Raw genomic sequence first — 18,085 nt, forward strand, 5'->3', positions numbered from 1 at the left:
CGCGTCAACGTCCTGTGGGCCCTGATCCGTGACCGGCGGTGCTACCAAGTCACACCGCCGGTCACCGAGGCCGCTTGACAACGACATTAGGAAGCTTGGGCCACCAGCTGGTCGGCGAGCCTGGCCAGCCGCTTCACCGAGCGCTCCTCCTGGGCGGCCGGCGCCGTGGGCGCGACCGAACCCCCGTCGTAGTAGGCGCCGTTGGTCACGACTGTCGCCGGCAGGCAGAGCCGCACCACGGCCGCCGCCCCTTCCGCGGCCGGTGCACCGGTGCGCCCGTAGAGCGGCAGCAGCGCCGTGGCGCACTGGCCCGGGTGGAGGCTGACGGCGGTGACGCCGGAGCCGGCCGGCGCCATGTCGGAGGTCGCCATGGTGAGCGCGAGCTGCGACTGCGCGTACGCGGCCACCCGCGAGTACCTCTTCGCCCGGTGCGGGTCCGACCAGTTCATCGAGGCGGTGCGGTGCAGCGAGGAGGAGACGTTGACGATCCGGGCACCGCCGGCCGCCGACAGCGGCGCGCGCAGCAGCTTCGCCAGCAGGTGCGCGGCAAGGAAGTTGACCTGGAGCGAGACCTCGTTGCCGTCCTCGGTCAGGGTGCAGCGCTCGGGTGCCACCGCGGCGGCGTTGTTCACCAGCAGGTCCAACGCCGGGTAGTGCTCGGCAACCGCCTCCGCCAGCGCCGCGACCTCCGCGAGGCGGGTGAAGTCGGCGGCCAGCCACACGAGTTGGCCCCGCCGGGCGCCGGCGTCGACGAGCCGGGCGACGGCCTCCTCGGCCTCCGCGGCGGTGCGCGCGTGCACGAGGACGGTCGCACCGTGCGCGGCGAGCAGCCGGGCGGTCTCCCAGCCGATGCCGGACGAGGCGCCGGTGACGAGAGCGGTGCGGGCGGACAGAACGGCGTCGGACATGACCCATCCAAGGGTGGAAGGGCACCGGCGGGGTGCGCGGGCGGTGTGCGGCACGACGCCGTACGCCTCCGGGGCCACCGGTGCGGCAAGGGATGTGATGCGAGGGGTGGTACGAGGGGGTGCCCGTCCGTTCCCCTGCCCTCGGAGCCCTCCGGAACAGGGGAACGGACGGCGGTGACCCGCACGGGCGCGTCGAACGGCACCCGGCCCGTGCGCCCGACCGGGAGGCGAGCGGGGAGGAGCTCGGTGCTACCGGACGGCGACCGCGACAGCGACGATCCGCGGCCGGCTATGCGGCGGGCGGTCGTGGTGGCGTGTCGAGCGGTGCATGGCCCCATCGAATCCCGGGCCGGGCCTCGAAGCAAGTCGCTTCACCCTCCGGCGGGAAGTCCTGACGAAACCCTGACGAACCGCTGACGCGCGACCGACGCTGCCTCGACTCGTCCGCCGAGGCGCCGTCAGCAACGGCCCCCGCCCCTGCCGGGCTCTCCCCATCGCGAGCCCGGCCGTGCCGCTGTCCGACGGACGTCACCCCGGGTCGATGCGGCGCCCGGTGACGGCGACCGGGCGGACGCGCACCCAGAGGGGGCGGGAGCCGCCGGCCCAGGGAGTGGCGCCGGGGAGCGCCGCGAGGCGCCCTTCCTCCTCCGCCGTGTCGACCAGCTGGGCCTGGCCGAGGACCAGGACGCTCCAGCCGGCACTCCGCTGCTCGTCGATCCGGTCCACCTCGAACGAGACGGGTGCGCCGTCAGCCGGGGCGGCGGCTCCCCCCGGTGCGGTGCGGTAGGCGACCGTCCGGGCGTCGACCACGTAGTTGACCGGGAGCACGGCCGGCGCCGACGAGCCGGGCAGGCCGACCCGGCCGATGCCCCGGGTCCCGACCAGCTCCCAGCATTGCGGCTCGGTGAGGCGGCGGAGCCCTGTGTGCGGGACGGCGTCGAGCTGCCCGGACGGGGCGTCTGGGCGCCGGCCGGAGAGCAGCTCCGGCCAGGTCATGCCGAGCACGGCCGCGATCCGGACGAAACCGGGCGGATCGAACTCGGGCCCCGAGCAGAGGAGCTGGCGGAGGTAGGCGTGGGACATCGCGGCCCGATGGGCCAGCGTCCCCTCGCTGAGCCCCAGTTGACCGCACCGCTGGATGATCCGGCGGGCGATGTCGCCGCAGTCGGGGTGGACGCTCATGATGGCGGTTCCTCCGTCCATGGCGATCACGTCCGGAACAGCGCGACCTTGAGGGCACCGGTGTCGGCGGAGTCGGCGAAGACGTCGTACGCCTCCTGCATCTCGTCGAGGCCGAAACGGTGGGTGACCAGGCCGCCGATGTCGAGCCGGCCGGCCGCCAGCAGGTCGAGCAGCATCGGGGTGCTGCCGGTGTCGACCAGGCCGGTGGTGATGGTGACGTCGCGGATCCAGAGGTCCTCCAGGTGGAGCACCGCCGACCGCCCGTGCACTCCGACGTTGGCCACGTGGCCGCCGGGGCGCACCAGGCGGGTGCACAGTTCGAAGGTCTCGGGCACGCCGACCGCCTCGATCGCGACGTCCACACCGAGGCCGTCGCGGCTCAGCCGCCGCACGGACTCCGGAGTGGTCTCAGCGGGGGTGAGCACCGTGTCGGCGCCGAACCGCGCGGCGGCGTCGAGGCGGCTGCGCGCGAGGTCGACCACGATGACCCGGGCGGGGCTGTAGAGCCGCGCGGTCAGGACGGCGGCCAACCCGATCGGTCCGGCGCCGACGATCGCGACGGTGTCGCCGGGGCCGACACGGCCGTTGCGCACGCCGACCTCGTAGGAGGTGGGCAGGATGTCGGCGAGCAGCAGGGCGTCCTCGTCCCTGACGCCTTCGGGCAGCTCGTACAGCGAGGTGTCCGCGAAGGGGGTGCGGACGTACTCGGCCTGGCAGCCGTCGATCAGGTGGCCGAGGATCCAGCCGCCACCGCCGGTGCACTGCCCGTGGACCGCCGCGCGGCAGTAGGCGCAGCGGCCGCAGGCGGAGACGCAGGAGACCAGCACGCGGTCGCCGACCGCGATCCCGCGCACGCCCGGGCCGGTCTCGGTGACGGTGCCGACGGCCTCGTGACCGAGGACGCGGCCCCGCTCGACCTCGGGGACGTCGCCCTTGAGGATGTGCAGGTCCGTGCCGCAGATGGTCGCCGCGTCCACCCGGACGACGGCGTCCTCCGGGTCCCGGACGGCCGGTTCGGGCACGTCGCCCCAGGTGCGGCGACCGGGTCCGTGGTAGGTGAGCGCCTTCATGCCGCGATCACTCCTCTCGGAGGGCTGGCCGGGGCGGTTCCGCCCGCACCTCCAGCGTTCTCCCGGGCCGCCCTCGCCGCCAGGGGGCCGCCGGGGTGCTCCTGGTGGGCCAATGGGCCCCCTTCACGCCCGCTGGCCAGCGGGGTCGCGCCTACGCTGGTCAGTGGGCGTCGGGGGGACGAGCCACGGAGGTTCCCTTGGGCAGCGAGCCGGAGAGTCCCGCTCCCGTACCGAACCTGCGGCTGGACGAGCTCCTGGAGGAGCTCCAGGCGCGGCTGGACGCCGCCCGTGGGACCAGGGACCGGGTGCACAGCCTGCTGGAGGCGGTGCTGGCCGTCGGGCGCGACCTGGAGTTGTCCCAGGCGCTCCAGCACATCGTGGAGGCCGCGGTCACCCTGGTGGACGCCGAGTACGGCGCGCTCGGAGTGATCGGCGAGGACCAGCGGCTGTCCCAGTTCATCCCGGTCGGAGTCACCGACGAGCAGGTCAAGCTGATCGGCGACCTCCCTTCCGGGCACGGGATCCTCGGCGAGCTGATCCGCCGTCCCGAGCCGCTGCGGCTCGGTCGGCTCTCCGAGCACCCGGCCTCCTACGGCTTCCCACCGAACCATCCCCCGATGCGCAGCTTCCTGGGAGTGCCGATCCGGATCCGGGACCGGGTGTTCGGGAACCTCTACCTGACGGAGAAGCGGGGCGGGGGCGACTTCGACGCCGAGGACGAGTCGGTGCTCGCCACCCTCGCCGTGGCCGCCGGGGTGGCGATCGACAACGCCCGGCTCTACGCCCGGGCCCGCCGGCGCCAGCGCTGGCTGGAGGCGAGCGCCGAGGTGACCAGCAGTCTGCTGTCGGGCAGCGCCGAGCAGGAGGTGCTGGACCTGCTGCTCTCCCGGGCGACCGAGATCGCCGGAGCGGACCTCGCGGTCGTCGCCGTGCCGCTGCCGGAGAGCGCCGATCTGGAGGTGCGGATCGCCGTGGGCCTCGGCGAGCGGGAGCACCGCGGCCTGGTGCTGCCGATCGAGGGCTCGTTCATGGGCGCGGCCTTGCGCACCGGAGGGCTGGTGGTGAGCCCCGACGTCCGGAAGGACCCCCGGGTCACCGCCGGGCCGCCCCGCTGGGAGGGGCTGGGGCCCGCGGTCGCGGTGCCGGTCGGCACCTCCGAGCACGGGATCAGGGGCGTGCTGCTGCTGGCCCGGGCCGCCGGCGCCCCGCTGTTCGAGGAGGAGGAGTCCGCTCCCCTGCTGGGATTCGCCGGCCAGGCGGCGGTCGCGCTGGAGCTGGCCCAGCGCCGCCGGGACTCCGAGCAGATCGCCCTGCTGCGCGAGCGCGACCGGATCGCCCGTGACCTGCACGACCTGGCCATCCAGCGGCTCTTCGCCACCGGCATGACCCTCCAGGGCGCCACCCGTTTCATCGACCACCCGGAGGCGACCGACCGTGTCCTGCGGGCCATCGACGACCTGGACGAGACCGCCCGGACCATCCGCGCCACGATCTTCGGCCTGCGGCTGCGCGAGCACGGCCCGGCGGCGGGCGGCCTGCGTGCCCGCATCGTGGAGGTGGTCGACCGGGCCTCCCGCTCCCTCGGCTTCGCCCCGGCCCTGCGGATGAGCGGCCTGCTCGACGTCACCGTGCCCGCCGAGGTGGCGGACGCGGCGATCGCCGTCCTGGAGGAGGCCCTGTCCAATGCCGCCCGCCACGCCCGGGCCGGGTCCGTGGACGTGACGGTGTCCGCCGGCGACGAGCTGACCGTGACGGTCACGGACGACGGGGTCGGTCTGCCGGGGACCGGCCGGCGCAGCGGTCTCGTCAACCTCGCAGACCGGGCCGCGGCCCTGGGCGGCACCTTCATCGCCCACGCCCGCCCGGAGGGCGGCACCGAGCTGCGTTGGCAGGTACCCCTGCGGTAGGAGTCAGTCCCGCTCCAGCACCTCGCCGGGGCTCAGGCGGGGCGTCGGGGCGCCCTCGGGGCCGTAGCCGAGGCGGATCAGCATCTGGACGAAGCAAGGACCCCGGTGCGGGTCGCGGGCCTCCCAGCGGAGATAGGGCCATTCCATGGCCTGGTGCAACAGGGAGGCCCGGACGCCGTGGGCCGTGGCGGCGAGCAACACGTGCTCCAGGGCGAGGCCGGCGCGCAGCCAGTCCGCGCGGCCGTCGCGGTCGGTGGTGAGGACGGCGATGCGGGGCGCGTGCTCGAATGCGGCCGGAGCCTGGTGCTCGGCGGCTCGGATGGCGGAGAAGTCGCGCATCGGCAGGTGGCCGGTCGCGTCCTGGGGGCCGAGCGCGGCACCCGGGATCCCGTAGGGGGGTGCGTCGCCGTCGCGGATCCACGTGCGGGTCTCGGTGCGCTGGGCCTCGTCGGTGGTGTTGCGGCGCTCGGCCTCGGCGGTGAGGTGCAGCAACCGGGCGGTCTCCGCGTGGCCGGGCAGGTGGAGCGCGGCGCCCTCGGCGCGGGCGGCGTCGGTCAGCTCGTCGAGGACGGCCGGTGGGACCGGCTCGCCGGTGAACGGCATGCGGCTGGAGTGCCGGCGCCAGATCGCCTCGTACAGCTTCTCGGTGCCCGGGGCCGGCGCGCCGGCCGGGGTGTCGAGCCGGACGGCCGCGAGCAGGTCCGGCTCGGCCGGGTCGGGCAGCGGACGGACGTCGGGTGCCCAGCCGAGGTGGCGGGCGGCGACCCGTAGGTTGAGGACGGCCGCACCGACGGAGATGTGCAGCGCCCGTCCCTTCGGGTCGGCGACCGGGACGGCCCGGCTGCGGTCGGCCCGGACCTCCAGGGTCGAGGTGCCCGGCCGGAGCCGGAAGCGCCAGGGTTGGCTGTTGTGGATCGACGGCGCCGCGACCGCCGCGGAGACGAGCTTCTCCAGCGCGGGGGCGTCGAGGGCGAGGGGGGACATGGCCGCCTCCAGGAGTCCGTCCGGCTGCCCGGCCACCTCCAGCGTGCGGCCGGGACCGGCCTGCCGCTTGGGCCGATCGGCTCCCCCCTGCGGGTCCGCCCGGCCCCGCCCGGCCTCCCGTCTCAGTGCGGGTGCCGGTGGGGCTCCTCGGGCTCGGCGTGGGCGGCGATCACGGCGGCCTGGAGGCGACGCTCGACGCCCAGCTTGGCGAGCAGTCGTGAGACGTGGTTCTTCACGGTCTTCTCGGCGAGGTACAGCTCCTGGCCGATCTGGCGGTTCGTCTTGCCCTCCCCCACCAGGGCGAGGATCTCCCGCTCGCGCGCGGTGAGCCCGGCGAGCGCGGCGTCGGTCGCGCTCTGCTCGTGGTGGCGCAGGCTCTCCATCAGCTTGTGGGTGGTGGCCGGGTCGAGCATCGACTGGCCGGAGGCCACCGTCCGCACCGCTGCGACCAGTTCGGCGCCCTTGACCTGCTTGAGGACGTAGCCGGCGGCGCCGGCCATGATCGCGTCGAGCAGGGCGTCGTCGTCGTCGAAGGAGGTCAGCATCAGGCAGGCCAGCCCGGGCATTCGGTCCCGAAGGTCCCGGCAGACGGTCACCCCGTCGCCGTCCGGGAGCCGTACGTCGAGCACCGCCACGTCCGGGCGCAGCGCCGGGACGCGGGCGAGTGCCTGGGCGCGGGTACCGGCCTCGCCGACGACCTCGATGTCCGGTTCGGCCTCCAGGAGGTCGCGCACCCCCCGGCGGACCACCTCGTGGTCGTCCAGCAGGAACACCCGTACGGACTTCTCTGCCTGGGGCGTGTCCATGGCCTGCTCCCTGCGGTGCGCGCGGCTTGCACCACCGATTCTGCGCGCCCGCCACGGCCCGCGCAGCGCCTCAGCCGCGCGGTACGACGGCGACCGGGCACCGGGCACGCCGCAGCACCGCGCGGGTCACCGGGCCGAGGCGGTGCCCCCGGCGGCCGAGGACGAGCAGGCCGGCCGAGCCCGTGGCGTCCGCCAGCGCGTCTTCCGCCCGGGCCTGCCGGACGTCCGGGGTGGCGGGCGGGTCCGGGTCCCACGCCAGCAGCTCGGCCAGGGCCCGTCCCCGGTCCTCGGCGGTGAGCGCCCGCTCGGCGGCGGAGCGCGGGGGCCTCTCCGGGGACGGCGTCCAGGCGTGGAGGACCCGCAGCGGGGCGTCGGCGGCCAGGGCGCTCAGGCGGGCGAAGGCGAGGGCGGCCTGGGCCGGGTCGTCGGTGTCGATCCCCGCCACCACCTCGCGCGGTGGCCCGGGCGCGCTCGGGGGCTCCCGGACCAGGACGACCGGGCAGCTCGCCCGGGCCGCGACGGCCCGGCCCACCGAGCCGATCGGCCGGCGGGGAGCGCGGGAGCCGAGCACCAGCGACTCGGCCGGGGCCGAGGAGGCCGCGGCCGTGATGCCCGCGGGTGCGTGCTGGTCCACCAGTACGGTGTCGACCGCCAGGTCCGGATGGGCCTGCCGGAGCCGTGCGGCGGCGTCGGCCAGCATGCCGACCGCCCGCCCGCGCGCCTCGCCGACACCGGGCAGCCCCGGCGCCGCGTGCTGCGGCCAGGGCCACGCGTACACCAGGCGCAGCCCCAGGCCGCGCCGCACGGCCTCGTCGGCGGCCCAGCGGGCGGCGGCCAGGCTCTCCGGGGAACCGTCCACGGCGGCGAGCACGACCATGTCCGCGCCCGTGCTCAGGCCGGCGCGGCGAGCCGGAGCTCGACGCCGACCACGCCGGGCACCGAGCGCACCAGCCGTTCCAGGACCGCCGCGGAGACGGTGTCCGGCAGCTCGCCCGTCAGGGTGATCCGGCCGTTCTGGCAGCGGATGTCGGTGCCCGTCCCCGCACCGGGGCCGAGAGTGGCGACCAGCTCGAAGCGCACCCGGTCGGCGAGCTCCCGGTCGTCGTCGAGGTAGACCTTCAGGAGGTCGCCCCAGCTGACGATGCCGATGAGGTAGTCCTCCTCGTCGACGACCGGGAGCCGCTTCAGGTGGCCGCGGGCCATCGCCCGGGCGGCCTCGCCCAGCGGGCTGCCGGGGTGCACGGTGACCGCCGGGACGGACATCATGCGCCCGGCGGTCAGGGCCTCGGCGCGCACGCCGTCGCGGTCCCTGGCCTTGAGCAGGTCGGCCTCCGAGACCACCCCGGCCACCCTCCCGTCGCCGGTCAGCACCGGGACGGCGCTGACCCGCCAGCGTTGGAGGGTGTCGGTGACCTCCCGGAAGTCCGCGTCGCGGCCGACGGCCACCACCGCGTGGGTCATCACGTCGGCGACGGTGCTCGGTGTGCGGGTCATGACGGCCTCCTACGATCCGCGCGGCAGGTGACGGGGTGCTCCGGGGAACGGTCGTCGTCGCGGTGGAACAGCGCCGCGACCTCCTCGGCCGGGGTGTCGGGCCGGGCGGTGACGACCTCGGGGGCCGTCACGCCGTCGGCGTTGCGGTGCCGCATCCTCCTCGCTCCTCCTCCGGTGGTCCCGTTCTCCACTGTCCGCGCGTCCGCGACCGCCGGACAGGGCCGGTCGGTCCATGCCGCCCGGCCGCTCCGGCCCAGGACAGCCCGGCCGGTCGGCAGGACGATGGGAGGGACCTCGGCACCCCCGGAGGCGGACATGACGACCGGCACCCGCACCCCCCGCCCCGGGCTGCTGACCTTCCTGGGCGGCGTGGGCACCGTCACCGGCAGCAAGTTCCTGGTCGAGACCGACCACGCCCGGGTGATGATCGACTGCGGCCTCTTCCAGGGGCTGGCCGAACTGCGCCGGCTCAACCGTCGCCCGCTGCCGCTCGACGCGGCCGACGTGCGGGCCGTCGTGCTCACCCACACCCACCTCGACCACTGCGGCGTCGAGCAGGTCGTGCGAGGTGAGCAGGCCCACCACGCGGCCGTCGGGGTCCACCACGGGCAGGTGGTGGAGGTCTTCGCCGGTCAGCAGGGCGAGGGCTTCGGGGAGTCCAGTCTCCTCGGTGACGGTCACCGCCGGGGTGGTCATCAGGTCCCGGGCGGCCAGTTCCCCTTCCGGGTCCCGTTCCGCGTAGGCGGTGAGCAGGTCGGAAGCGGAGACCACGCCGGTGACGGTGCCGTCCGCGGAGACCACGGGCACGACGCCCCGCCGTGAGGCGCTCAGCACGGCGGCGACGGTGGCCAGGTCGGTCCCGGGGGTGACGGCGACGCCGGGACGGCTCATGCAGTCGCGGACCCTGGTGGGCCCGGCCGGTGGCGGCGGCTCGGCGGACGGGAAGGCTCCGCCCGCCGTTCCGTCGAGGATGCTGTGCTTCACGGTGTCACTCCTCCTCTTCGGCCGCGGCCGGCCTCCGGAGCCGCCGCAGGTAGGGATCGAAGGACGGACGGCGTTCCAGGCGCACCCGGGCGTCCACGCAGAGGGCGCCGTCGGGGCTCAGGATCACGGGGTTGAGGTCGGCCTCGACGAGTTCCGGGAAGTCGTCGGCGAGGCGGGAGAGCCGGGCCAGGACGGACCGGAGCGCCGTGAGGTCCACGGCGGGTGCTCCGGCGTGGCCCGACAACAGGGGCGCACTGCGCAGTTCGGCGGCCATGGTGGTCAGGTCGCGCTCGCTGAGCGGGGCGAGCCTGGCCGACCGGTCGGCCAGCACGTCCGCCGCGGTGCCGCCCGCGCCGAGCACCACCAGGGGGCCGAAGACCCGGTCCTGGACGATCCCCGCCAGCAGTTCGACACCGGGCACGGCCATCGGCTGGACCACCGCGCCGGCCATCCGAGGACCGAATCGCTCGGCGAACTCCCGGTAGGCGGAGCGCACTTCGGCCTCACTGGCGAGGCCGGTACGGACCGCGCCGAGCGCGCTCTTGTGCACCTGTCCCGGCCAGTAGGCCTTCAGCGCCACCTCGTGGTGGTGGCCGAGCGGGCGCAGCCCGTTCGCGGCGGCGACCGCGGTGTGCTCGTCGCGGGCCCACACGGATGTGGTCAGCGGCAACCCGTAGGACTCCAGCAGGTCTGCGGTGGACAGCGGGTCGAGCCAGCCGCCCCCGGGGTGGGCGGTGAGGTACCCGTCGACCAGGCTGCGGGCGGTACGGCGGTCGCAGCCCGGCACGTCGGCGGGCGCGGACGGCGGTTCGGCCAGCCATCGGGCCCGGTCCCGGGCGTGGCCGAGGGCCCGGGCCGCGGCAACGGAGTCCGAGTAGGCGGGCAGCACGCCGCCGTCGGCGCAGGTGCGGTAGCGCACGGGCACCTGCTGGTCGAGCAGCACGGCGGCGATCGGGACGGACCGCAGGGCCGGCCCCTCCAGCAGGGCGCGCACCGGATCCCGGGCCGGGGTGGTGCCCAACGCGGTGGGCACCAGGCACACCAGGATCGCGTCGACGGCCTCCTCGCGCTCCAGCGCCCGGAGGAACAGGGCGAGTTCGGTCGGCCCGACCGCCGCCGTGGTGTCCACCGGGTTGCGGACGGAGGCGCCGCGCGGCAGCAGCTTCCCCAGCTCCGCCGGGAGTTCCGGCAGTTCCAGGCCGGCCTCGGCGCAGGCGTCCGCGGCGAGGACGCCGATGCCCCCGGCGTTCGAGACCACGGCGACCGCACCGCGCGGGGCGGGCAGCGGCTGGGCCCGCAGCAGGGCGGCCGCCTCGACGAGTTCGTCGACGCTGCGCGTGGCCGTGACGCCCGCCTGCCGGAACAGCGCCTCCCTGGTGACGGTGGGGGTGGCGGCGGCCGCGGTGTGCGAGGCGGCGCCCCGGCGGCCGGCCGTCGAGCGTCCGGCGTCGACGGTCAGCACCGGGATGCTCCTGGTCACCCGGCGGGCCGTGCGGGCGAAGGCACGCGGGTTGCCGAAGGACTCCAGGTGGAGCAGCGCGAGGTCGGTACGACCGTCGGCCTCCCACCACTGGAGCAGGTCGTTGCCGCTGACGTCGTACTTGTCGCCGAGCGAGACGAAGCTCGACACCCCGATGCCCAGCCAGGCCAACCTCGACAGCAACGCGATCCCCACACCGCCGCTCTGCACGGCCACCCCGGCGCTGCCGGGCCGCGGGAAGGCTCCGCCGAACTCGGCGTCCAACCGCACGGCGGGATCGGTCTGCGCCAAGCCGAGGCTGTTCGGTCCGACCAGCCGCATGCTGTGCCTTCGGCAGGCGCGCACCAGCCCTCGGGCCTCCTGCGCGCCGAGCCCGGAGGTGAGCACGACGAGGGCCCGCACCCCGGCGGCGCCGCACTCCTCGGCCGCTCCGGGGACGGCGCCGACGGGGACGGCCAGCACGGCGAGGTCCGGTACGGCGGGCAGCGCGCGGACGGACGGGTACGCGGGTTCGCCGTCGATCTCGCCGGCGTGCGGGTTGACCGCCCACACCGGCCCGGCGAAGCCGCCCCGCCGGATCTTCCCGAAGACGGTCCGGCCGACCGCGCCCTCCCGTCGGGACACGCCGACCACCGCGACCGAGGCGGGGCGCAGCAGCGCCGTGAGGCTGGCCACGTCGGCGCCGCGCCCGCGTTCGTCCACCGCCGAGCGGTAGCGCTCGTCCCCCTCCTCCAACGGCACCCGGACCCTGACCTCGCCCGGCGCGTAGCGGCGCTCGACGGGCAGGCCGAGGTCGGCGAAGACCCGGCGGACGGCGTGGTTGCCGTACAGGGTGTCGGCTTCGAAGCAGCGGATGCCGGCGGCCCGGGCGGCGTGCACCAGGTGCTCCAGCAGCAGGGTGGCGACGCCCCGGTGGCGCCAGCGGTCGGCCACCGCGAGGGCGAGCTCGGCCGTCTCCGCCGGCTCGTCGAGCAGCTCGCAGTCCGCCTCGCCGACCAGTTCCTCCCCCGCCCAGGCCCCGAGCGCCAGCAGGCCGGGTCGCGGCGGCCCGCACAGCCGGTCGGCGGCCTGCCGCGGCGCGTCTCGGCTGACGCCGAAGAACCGCATCCGGCGGCTCTCCTCGGACATCCCGGCGGCGTGCAGGTCCAGCACGGCGGGGTGGTCGTCCGGGCCGAGCGGCCGGAGTTCGACGGTCGTGCCGTCGGCCAGCAGGGCCTCGACGCTGCCGGGCGCGTGGACGGTGGACATGGCACACCTCCTGTCTCCGTCTCCAGGCTCCGCGCCCGCACCCGGGTGGGGGAAGGGCCGACCGGCCCCGGCCGCTCGGGCGGCGGCCAGGCGGCACCGTGCGCAGACTGGGAGGCAGGCCGGTCGGCACGGAGGTCAGGTCGTGGCAGCAGACCCACCCGCGGGGTATCCCGACATGCCGGACCCGTGGACCCTCCGCTACCAGGGCTTCGACCCCTCGGAGGAGGGCCTGCGGGAGGTGCTGTGCGCGGTCGGCAACGGCTATCTGGTCAGCCGGGGCGCCGCACCGGAGTCGGTCGCCGACGGGGTGCACTACCCGGGGACGTACCTGGCCGGCTGCTACGACCGCGCCCGCTCGACGGTCGCGGGGCGCGTGGTCGGCAACGAGGACCTGGTCAACTGCCCGAACTGGCTGCCGCTGTCCTTCCGCCCCGCCGGAGGCGAGTGGTTCGCCGGCCCGCCCGCGGAGCAGACGTTGGAGCTGGACCTGCGCCGGGGTCTGCTGACCCGCTCCGCCCTGGTGGTCGACGCCCTGGGGCGGCGCACCCGTCTGGTGCAGCGCCGCCTGGCCAGCCAGGCCCGGCCGCACCTGCTCGCACTGCAGAGCACCTTCGCCGCGGAGAACTGGTCCGGCTCGCTGGAGGTCCGCTCGGGGCTGGACGGCCGCGTCGCCAACACCGGGGTCGCCCGCTACCGGGGACTGGCCGAGCGCCACCTCGTGGCGGCCGGACACGGGGTGGACGAGAGCGGCCTGCTCCGGCTCGAAGCCGATACGGTCGACTCCGCCGTGCGGATCGCGCTCTGTGCCCGGACGGACGTCGACCGGGAGCACGCCGCGACGGCCGAGGTCCACGAGGGGTGGGCCGCCCACCTCCTGTCCGTGGGGATCGCGCCCGGCCGGCCCGTCACCGTGACGAAGACCGTCGCCGTGCACACCTCCCGCGACCGGGCCGTCGAGACCCCGCTGCTCGCCTCCCGGCTGCTCGTCTCCGAGGCCGGGGAGTTCGACCGGCTGCTCGCCGAACACGCCCTGCGCTGGGAGGAGTTGTGGCGCCGGTGCCGGATGGAGGCCGACTTCGACGGGGCCGGTCCGCTGCACCTGAACCTGTTCCACCTGCTCCAGAGCTACTCGGAGCACTCCATCGACCTGGACGTCGGCGTGCCCGCCCGGGGCCTGCACGGGGAGGCGTACCGGGGGCACGTCTTCTGGGACGAGCTGTTCGTCCTGCGGCTGCTCAACCTCCGCTTCCCCGAACTGGCCCGGGCCGTGCTCCGCTACCGCCACCGCCGCCTCGACGCCGCCCGCCGCCAGGCCCGGGCGCTCGGGCTGCGCGGCGCGGCCTACCCGTGGCAGAGCGCCCGGGACGGCCGCGAGGAGTCCCAGCAGATGCACCTCAACCCGCTGTCCGGCCGCTGGCTGCCCGACCACAGCCACCTCCAGCGGCACGTCGGCTCGGCCGTCGCGTACAACATCTGGCAGTACTACGAGTCCACCGGGGACCGGGACTTCCTCGCCACCGCCGGCGCCGAGACGCTGCTGGAGATCGCCCGGTTCTGGTCCTCCGCTGCCGTGCGCGACCCGGCCCGCGGCCACTGGTCCATCCGCGGCGTGCTCGGCCCCGACGAGTACCACGACGGCTACCCCTGGGAGGCCTCGCCCGGCCTGGACGACAACGCCTACACCAACGTGCTGGCGTCCTGGGTGCTGGCCCGGGCCCAGGACGCCCTGGACGTCCTGCCCGGCTACCGCCGCGACGAGCTGCGCGAGCGACTGGCGCTCGACGCGGCGGAACTGGACCGCTGGCAGGAGGTCGGCCGGCACCTGCACGTCCCGTTCCACGAAGGTGTCCTGAGCCAGTTCGACGGCTACGAGCGCCTCGCCGAACTCGACTGGCCCACCTACCGGCGCCGCTACCCGGACCTGCGCCGGCTCGACCGGATCCTGGAGGCCGAGGGCGACACCGTCAACCGCTACAAGGCCTCCAAGCAGGCCGACACGCTGATGCTCTGGTACCTGTTCTCCGCCCGCGAGGTCCGCGACCTGCTGCGCCGCCTCGGCCACCCGGCCGGCCACGAACTGCTGCGCCGCACCACCGACTACTACCTGCGGCGCACCGTCCACGGCTCGACGCTCAGCTCCGTGGTTCACGCCTGGGTGCTCACCCGCTGCGACCGCCGCGCCTCCTGGCACCACTTCCGCGACGCCCTGGTGGCCGACCTGCGCGACAGCCAGCACGGCACCACCGCGGAGGGCGTCCACCTGGGCGCCATGGCGGGCGCCGTCGACCTGCTGCAACGCTGCTACACCGGCCTGGAGGTCCGCGAGGACGCCCTCTGGCTGGACCCGCGCCTGCCCTCCGCCCTCGGCCGGCTGGAACTGGACCTGCGCTACCGGGGCCACTGGGGCCTCACCGTCGCCGTCGACCGCCGCACCGTCACGGTGAGCCTGCGGCAGGACCGGCAGGAGGCGGTCCGCATCCGCCTGCGCGGCACCACGACGACGATCCGGCCCGGCGAGTCCAGGCTCTTCCACCTCTGAACACCGGAGGCCCTCGACGTCGGCTCCTCCTCACCGCCGCCCGGACCAGCCCGGTTCGACCCGCTCCCAGGCGGGCTCCCAGCCCCGCTCGGCCCGGCGGTCCAGCTGGTGGCGGCGCAGCACGAACGCGCCCTCGGTGGCGAACCCGAGCACGAGGACCGTGCCCAGGCCGACCAGGGCCGCGTCCGTGCCGATCAGTTCGTCCGACCTGGGCGGGGCGCTCGGCTGTCCGGCGTCGTCCAGCCCGACCGGGACGGCGGTCCCCGTGACCGTTCCCTCCGGCACGGGGACGTAGCCCGCCCCGGGCCCCACCCGGTACTCCCAGCGGGCCGGAGCCAGCTCCCGCACGCTGCCCGACCGGGGATCGCCGGACTGCGCCGGGCCCGTGGTGACGGCGGTGACCACGTGCCGGTGAAGGGCGACCCGCCGCGCGTCGGCCGTCTCCGCGCGGTACACGAGCAGGACGGCCACGGCCGTCAGGACGAAGGTGGCGAGCACCATCAGCGCCACCGCGGTCACCAGCCGGCTGTAGGCACGGTCGACCGGACGGCAGAGCGGGTTGTGGTCCCGGCCGACGGCCCGGCACACGTGCCCGCGCAGGGTCGTGCGCGAGACGGAGTGCCTGTGCGTGGCGGCTGCGGCGGCCATGACGCGCCTCCTCGGTGCCGGGCGGCGGGTGCTGTCACGTTCAGTCTTCCGGGGCCGCGGCCTTCCCGAGAGGGCCTGACGGCCCCGTTTCCCGGTCCCGAGGACCTCCCCCGCGCGGCCCGCGCGCGCCACCGCCGACGGGCCCCGTGTCCGCCGGGCACCGGCCGGGCTCCGCGGGGACCAGGCTCAGCACGTAGGCGGTGCCTCCGCCGGGTGCCTCCTCCACGGCCAGTTCGCCGTTCATCGCCTCCACGAAGCCCCGGACCACCGCGGAGCCGGCCTCCTCCCGAGTTCCCGGCCGGTCCCCGTGGACGGTGACGCGGATGTCGACCCGCCCGGCCACCGGACCGGAGTCGACCTCCACCGGGCCGGCGGCGCCCTGGGCCAGGAGGTCCGCGATCGCCCGTTCCAACAGCCCCGGGTCGACCAGCACGGGCGGCAAGGCCGCCGTCGGGCCGATCCGTACGCCGGGAACTCCCTCGGCGGCGGCCCGGAGCACGTCACCCACCGTGACCGGCCGCAGCACCACGGGCGTCACTCCGGCCCGCAACCGGCTCAGGTCCAGCAGATCGGCGGTCAGCCGTTCCATCCGGTCCACCTCGGCGCCGATCCGCCGCCCGCCCGGCACGGGCAACCGCTCGGCCTCCCGGCGCACCGCCGCCAGGGGTGCCCGCAGATCGCGCCCGAGGGTCTCCAGCAGAGCGGCGTGCATCGCGTCGGTGCGCGCCAGTTCCCCGGCCGTCGCGGCCCGCGCGGCCAGTCGTGCCCGCTCCCGGGCCAGCTTCAGCTGGGTGACGTACGGCCCGAGCAGCCGGGTGTCCTCCTCGGTGAGCGGCGCACCGCGCAGGACCAGGACCGCGCCGTCCCCCAGATCGACGGACGGGGACGCCTCGTCGGGGAACAGCGGCACCGCCGCACCGGCCGAGGCCTCCGGATGCCAGAGCTGTCCGGTACGGACGAGCACCGCGGCCGCGTCCAGGCCGAAGAGCTGCCGCAGCTCCGCCACCAGGTCCGCCGTCGTCCGGGCCCCGGATCCGACCGTCTCCCCCGCCAGCCTCGCCAGCACGGCCGCCTCCGCCCGCGCCCGGTCCGCCTGCCGCGAACGCCGCGTCAGCCCGTCGATCAGATGCGAGATCACCCCGGCCACCGCGAGGAACAACGACAGCGCCGCGACGTCCGCGCCCCGCCGTACCGTCAGGCTGTCGTGCGGCACGGTGAACAGGAAGTCCGCCGCGAGCGCCCCCGCGGCCGTGGCACCGGCGGCGGGCGGCAGCCCGCCGAGCCGGGCCGTTCCCGCCACCACCAGCAACAGGCACAGCAGTGCCCCGGACAGACCGAGCGCGTCGCGCAGCGGCGACAGTGCCCAGGTCAGCGCCACCGTCCCGGCCGGGCCCAGGAGCCACGCCGTCAGGCGCCGACGAGGCGGGACCGGTGCCGGACGACGACGGCGGGGGGAGGGCGGCACGGTGAGCAGGCCGGGCTCCGGCGGCGGCAGCACGTGCACGTCGATCGGGCCCGCCGACCGGATCACCCGGTTGATCACCGAACCGGAGACCAGCTCGCGCGGCCGGCTGCGGCTGGTAGGCCCGAGGAGGATCTGGGTGGCGCTCTCCGAGCGGGAGAAGTCCACCAGGGCCCGGGCCACGTCGCCGCCGCTCACCTCGACGTAGCCGCCGCGCAGTTCCCGCAGCAGGTCGCGCTGCGCCGCCAGGCCCGGCGGCTCCCGCTCGGCCGTGCCGTCGTCCAGCCGGACGTGCACGCCGATGAGGTCACCGTGCACCCGGGTGGCGATCCGGGCCCCGCGGCGGATCAGGTGCTCGCCCTGGGCGGAGCCGTCGAGGGCGACCACGATCCGTTCCTTGGTCTCCCAGGGCGCCCGGATGCCGTGCCGCGCGCGGTAGTCGGCCAGCTCCTCCTCCACCCGGTCGGCGAGCCAGAGCAGGGCCAGCTCCCGCAGGGCGCCGAGGTTGCCGGCCCGGAACCAGTGCTCCAGCGCCACGTCGATCCGGTCCGGAGGGTAGACCTCGCCATGCGCCATCCGCGCCCGCAGCGCCTGGGGGCTCAGGTCGACCAGCTCGATCCGGTCGGCGGAACGCACCACCTCGTCGGGGATCGTCTCGCGCTGGGCGACGCCGGTGATCTGCTCGACCACGTCGTTGAGGCTCTCCAGGTGCTGGATGTTGAGCGTGGTCGCCACGTCGATCCCCGCGTCCAGCAGCTCCCGCACGTCCTGCCAGCGCTTCCCGTTCCGCCCGCCGGGCGCGTCGGTGTGCGCGAACTCGTCCACCAGCGCGAGCGCCGGGCGGCGCGCCAGCAGCGCGTCCACGTCCAGTTCCGTCAGCTCCACGCCCTGGTAGCGGACCCGCTTGCGGGGCAGCACGGGCAGGTTCCCCAGCTGTTCCTCCGTCCCGCGGCGACCGTACGTCTCGGCCAGGCCGACCACCACGTCCACCCCCTCACCGGACAGCCGCCGGCCCTCCCGCAGCATGGCGTACGTCTTCCCCACCCCCGGCGCCGCCCCCAGGAACACCCGCAGCTTCCCGCTCACCGCCGCCCTGCCACCTCCTCCACCTCCATGCTGCGCCCTCCCCGAAGCCGGCCCCAGCCGGCTAGGACGGGCGGGCACCGGGGCGAACGGTGCCCCCGGCAGGGGTCGCCCGGCCCCTGCCGGGAGTCCGGGATCGGTGGTGCCATGGAACTACGGACGGCCGGGCCACCACCCGGCCCCGCACCGAGCCAGGGAGTCTCAATGACCGAGTCAAGCCGTCTGCGCGACGTGATCGGGGGTGAAGACCCGGTTGTCGCGCAGGAGCGCCCACAGGACGCTTACCCGTC

The 18,085-nt window shown here is 75.7% G+C and carries 13 protein-coding genes and 2 pseudogenes; 3 read left to right on the top strand and 12 right to left on the bottom strand.

The annotated features are described in order from the left end of the window. Positions 1–86: 86 nt before the first annotated feature. The 3 genes from ACZ55U_RS36650 to ACZ55U_RS36660 form a co-directional block, all read right to left on the bottom strand. Positions 87–908, bottom strand: a complete 822-nt coding sequence (locus ACZ55U_RS36650) for an SDR family NAD(P)-dependent oxidoreductase (RefSeq protein WP_465533526.1) — start codon at positions 906–908, stop codon at positions 87–89. 528 nt (positions 909–1,436) lie between these two features. Further along, positions 1,437–2,090 carry a pyridoxamine 5'-phosphate oxidase family protein gene (locus ACZ55U_RS36655; protein ID WP_465533528.1) on the bottom strand — a complete coding sequence of 218 codons (654 nt, stop codon included), beginning with the start codon at positions 2,088–2,090 and terminating at the stop codon, positions 1,437–1,439. Positions 2,091–2,116: 26 nt separating this feature from the next. Then, on the bottom strand, positions 2,117–3,160 hold the full coding sequence (locus ACZ55U_RS36660; RefSeq protein WP_465533530.1) for a zinc-dependent alcohol dehydrogenase family protein: 1,044 nt from the start codon (positions 3,158–3,160) through the stop codon (positions 2,117–2,119). A gap of 197 nt (positions 3,161–3,357) precedes the next feature. Here ACZ55U_RS36660 and ACZ55U_RS36665 point away from each other — a divergent pair, with 197 nt between their 5' ends. Further along, positions 3,358–5,067, top strand: coding sequence for a GAF domain-containing sensor histidine kinase (locus ACZ55U_RS36665; protein ID WP_465533532.1), 1,710 nt, complete (start codon positions 3,358–3,360; stop codon positions 5,065–5,067). 3 nt (positions 5,068–5,070) lie between these two features. On the opposite strand, the gene ACZ55U_RS36670 is transcribed toward ACZ55U_RS36665, so the two are convergent. The 5 genes from ACZ55U_RS36670 to ACZ55U_RS36690 all read right to left on the bottom strand — a co-directional run bounded on the left by ACZ55U_RS36670 (position 5,071) and on the right by ACZ55U_RS36690 (position 8,506). Then, positions 5,071–6,051, bottom strand: a complete 981-nt coding sequence (locus tag ACZ55U_RS36670) for an Acg family FMN-binding oxidoreductase (RefSeq protein WP_465533534.1) — start codon at positions 6,049–6,051, stop codon at positions 5,071–5,073. A gap of 122 nt (positions 6,052–6,173) precedes the next feature. Further along, positions 6,174–6,857, bottom strand: coding sequence for a response regulator (locus ACZ55U_RS36675; RefSeq protein ID WP_465533536.1), 684 nt, complete (start codon positions 6,855–6,857; stop codon positions 6,174–6,176). 70 nt (positions 6,858–6,927) lie between these two features. Continuing rightward, complete coding sequence (locus ACZ55U_RS36680; RefSeq protein WP_465533538.1) at positions 6,928–7,734, bottom strand: universal stress protein; 807 nt, start codon at positions 7,732–7,734, stop codon at positions 6,928–6,930. A 14-nt stretch (positions 7,735–7,748) separates the two neighbouring features. Then, a complete protein-coding gene (locus ACZ55U_RS36685) occupies positions 7,749–8,351 on the bottom strand; it encodes a CBS domain-containing protein (protein WP_465533540.1) in 603 nt (200 codons plus the stop codon). Beyond that, positions 8,348–8,506: a hypothetical protein gene (locus ACZ55U_RS36690; protein WP_465533542.1), complete on the bottom strand. Its 159-nt coding sequence runs from the start codon at positions 8,504–8,506 to the stop codon at positions 8,348–8,350. The genes ACZ55U_RS36685 and ACZ55U_RS36690 overlap by 4 nt, the downstream gene beginning before the upstream one ends. Before the next feature lie 160 nt (positions 8,507–8,666). Here ACZ55U_RS36690 and ACZ55U_RS36695 point away from each other — a divergent pair. Beyond that, positions 8,667–9,047 (top strand): annotated as a pseudogene (locus ACZ55U_RS36695) (MBL fold metallo-hydrolase); the annotation flags it as partial. Here ACZ55U_RS36695 and ACZ55U_RS36700 read toward each other — a convergent pair. After that, positions 8,955–9,242 (bottom strand): annotated as a pseudogene (locus tag ACZ55U_RS36700) (CBS domain-containing protein); the annotation flags it as partial. The pseudogenes ACZ55U_RS36695 and ACZ55U_RS36700 sit on opposite strands and share 93 nt — an antisense overlap. A 97-nt stretch (positions 9,243–9,339) precedes the next feature. Beyond that, positions 9,340–12,063, bottom strand: coding sequence for a bifunctional acetate--CoA ligase family protein/GNAT family N-acetyltransferase (locus ACZ55U_RS36705; protein ID WP_465533544.1), 2,724 nt, complete (start codon positions 12,061–12,063; stop codon positions 9,340–9,342). Positions 12,064–12,238: 175 nt separating this feature from the next. On the opposite strand from ACZ55U_RS36705, the gene ACZ55U_RS36710 reads away from it, so the two are divergent. After that, positions 12,239–14,602 carry a glycoside hydrolase family 65 protein gene (locus tag ACZ55U_RS36710; RefSeq protein WP_465533546.1) on the top strand — a complete coding sequence of 788 codons (2,364 nt, stop codon included), beginning with the start codon at positions 12,239–12,241 and terminating at the stop codon, positions 14,600–14,602. A gap of 30 nt (positions 14,603–14,632) precedes the next feature. On the opposite strand, the gene ACZ55U_RS36715 is transcribed toward ACZ55U_RS36710, so the two are convergent. Beyond that, positions 14,633–15,250 carry an Rv1733c family protein gene (locus ACZ55U_RS36715; RefSeq protein WP_465533548.1) on the bottom strand — a complete coding sequence of 206 codons (618 nt, stop codon included), beginning with the start codon at positions 15,248–15,250 and terminating at the stop codon, positions 14,633–14,635. Between the two features lie 40 nt (positions 15,251–15,290). Further along, positions 15,291–17,798: a DUF4118 domain-containing protein gene (locus ACZ55U_RS36720; RefSeq protein ID WP_465533550.1), complete on the bottom strand. Its 2,508-nt coding sequence runs from the start codon at positions 17,796–17,798 to the stop codon at positions 15,291–15,293. Positions 17,799–18,085: the final 287 nt, after the last annotated feature.

The organism is Kitasatospora sp. NPDC034533 (genome assembly GCF_055575155.1).

Bases quoted from the DNA above. Each gene is read 5' to 3' on its own strand.
- ACZ55U_RS36710 (WP_465533546.1), top strand. From the start codon at position 12,239: ATGCCGGACCCGTGGACCCTCCGCTACCAGGGCTTCGACCCCTCGGAG.
- ACZ55U_RS36660 (WP_465533530.1), bottom strand. From the start codon at position 3,160: ATGAAGGCGCTCACCTACCACGGACCCGGTCGCCGCACCTGGGGCGAC.
- ACZ55U_RS36675 (WP_465533536.1), bottom strand. From the start codon at position 6,857: ATGGACACGCCCCAGGCAGAGAAGTCCGTACGGGTGTTCCTGCTGGAC.
- ACZ55U_RS36655 (WP_465533528.1), bottom strand. From the start codon at position 2,090: ATGAGCGTCCACCCCGACTGCGGCGACATCGCCCGCCGGATCATCCAG.
- ACZ55U_RS36680 (WP_465533538.1), bottom strand. From the start codon at position 7,734: ATGGTCGTGCTCGCCGCCGTGGACGGTTCCCCGGAGAGCCTGGCCGCC.
- ACZ55U_RS36650 (WP_465533526.1), bottom strand. From the start codon at position 908: ATGTCCGACGCCGTTCTGTCCGCCCGCACCGCTCTCGTCACCGGCGCC.
- ACZ55U_RS36705 (WP_465533544.1), bottom strand. From the start codon at position 12,063: ATGTCCACCGTCCACGCGCCCGGCAGCGTCGAGGCCCTGCTGGCCGAC.
- ACZ55U_RS36685 (WP_465533540.1), bottom strand. From the start codon at position 8,351: ATGACCCGCACACCGAGCACCGTCGCCGACGTGATGACCCACGCGGTG.
- ACZ55U_RS36670 (WP_465533534.1), bottom strand. From the start codon at position 6,051: ATGTCCCCCCTCGCCCTCGACGCCCCCGCGCTGGAGAAGCTCGTCTCC.
- ACZ55U_RS36715 (WP_465533548.1), bottom strand. From the start codon at position 15,250: ATGGCCGCCGCAGCCGCCACGCACAGGCACTCCGTCTCGCGCACGACC.
- ACZ55U_RS36690 (WP_465533542.1), bottom strand. From the start codon at position 8,506: ATGCGGCACCGCAACGCCGACGGCGTGACGGCCCCCGAGGTCGTCACC.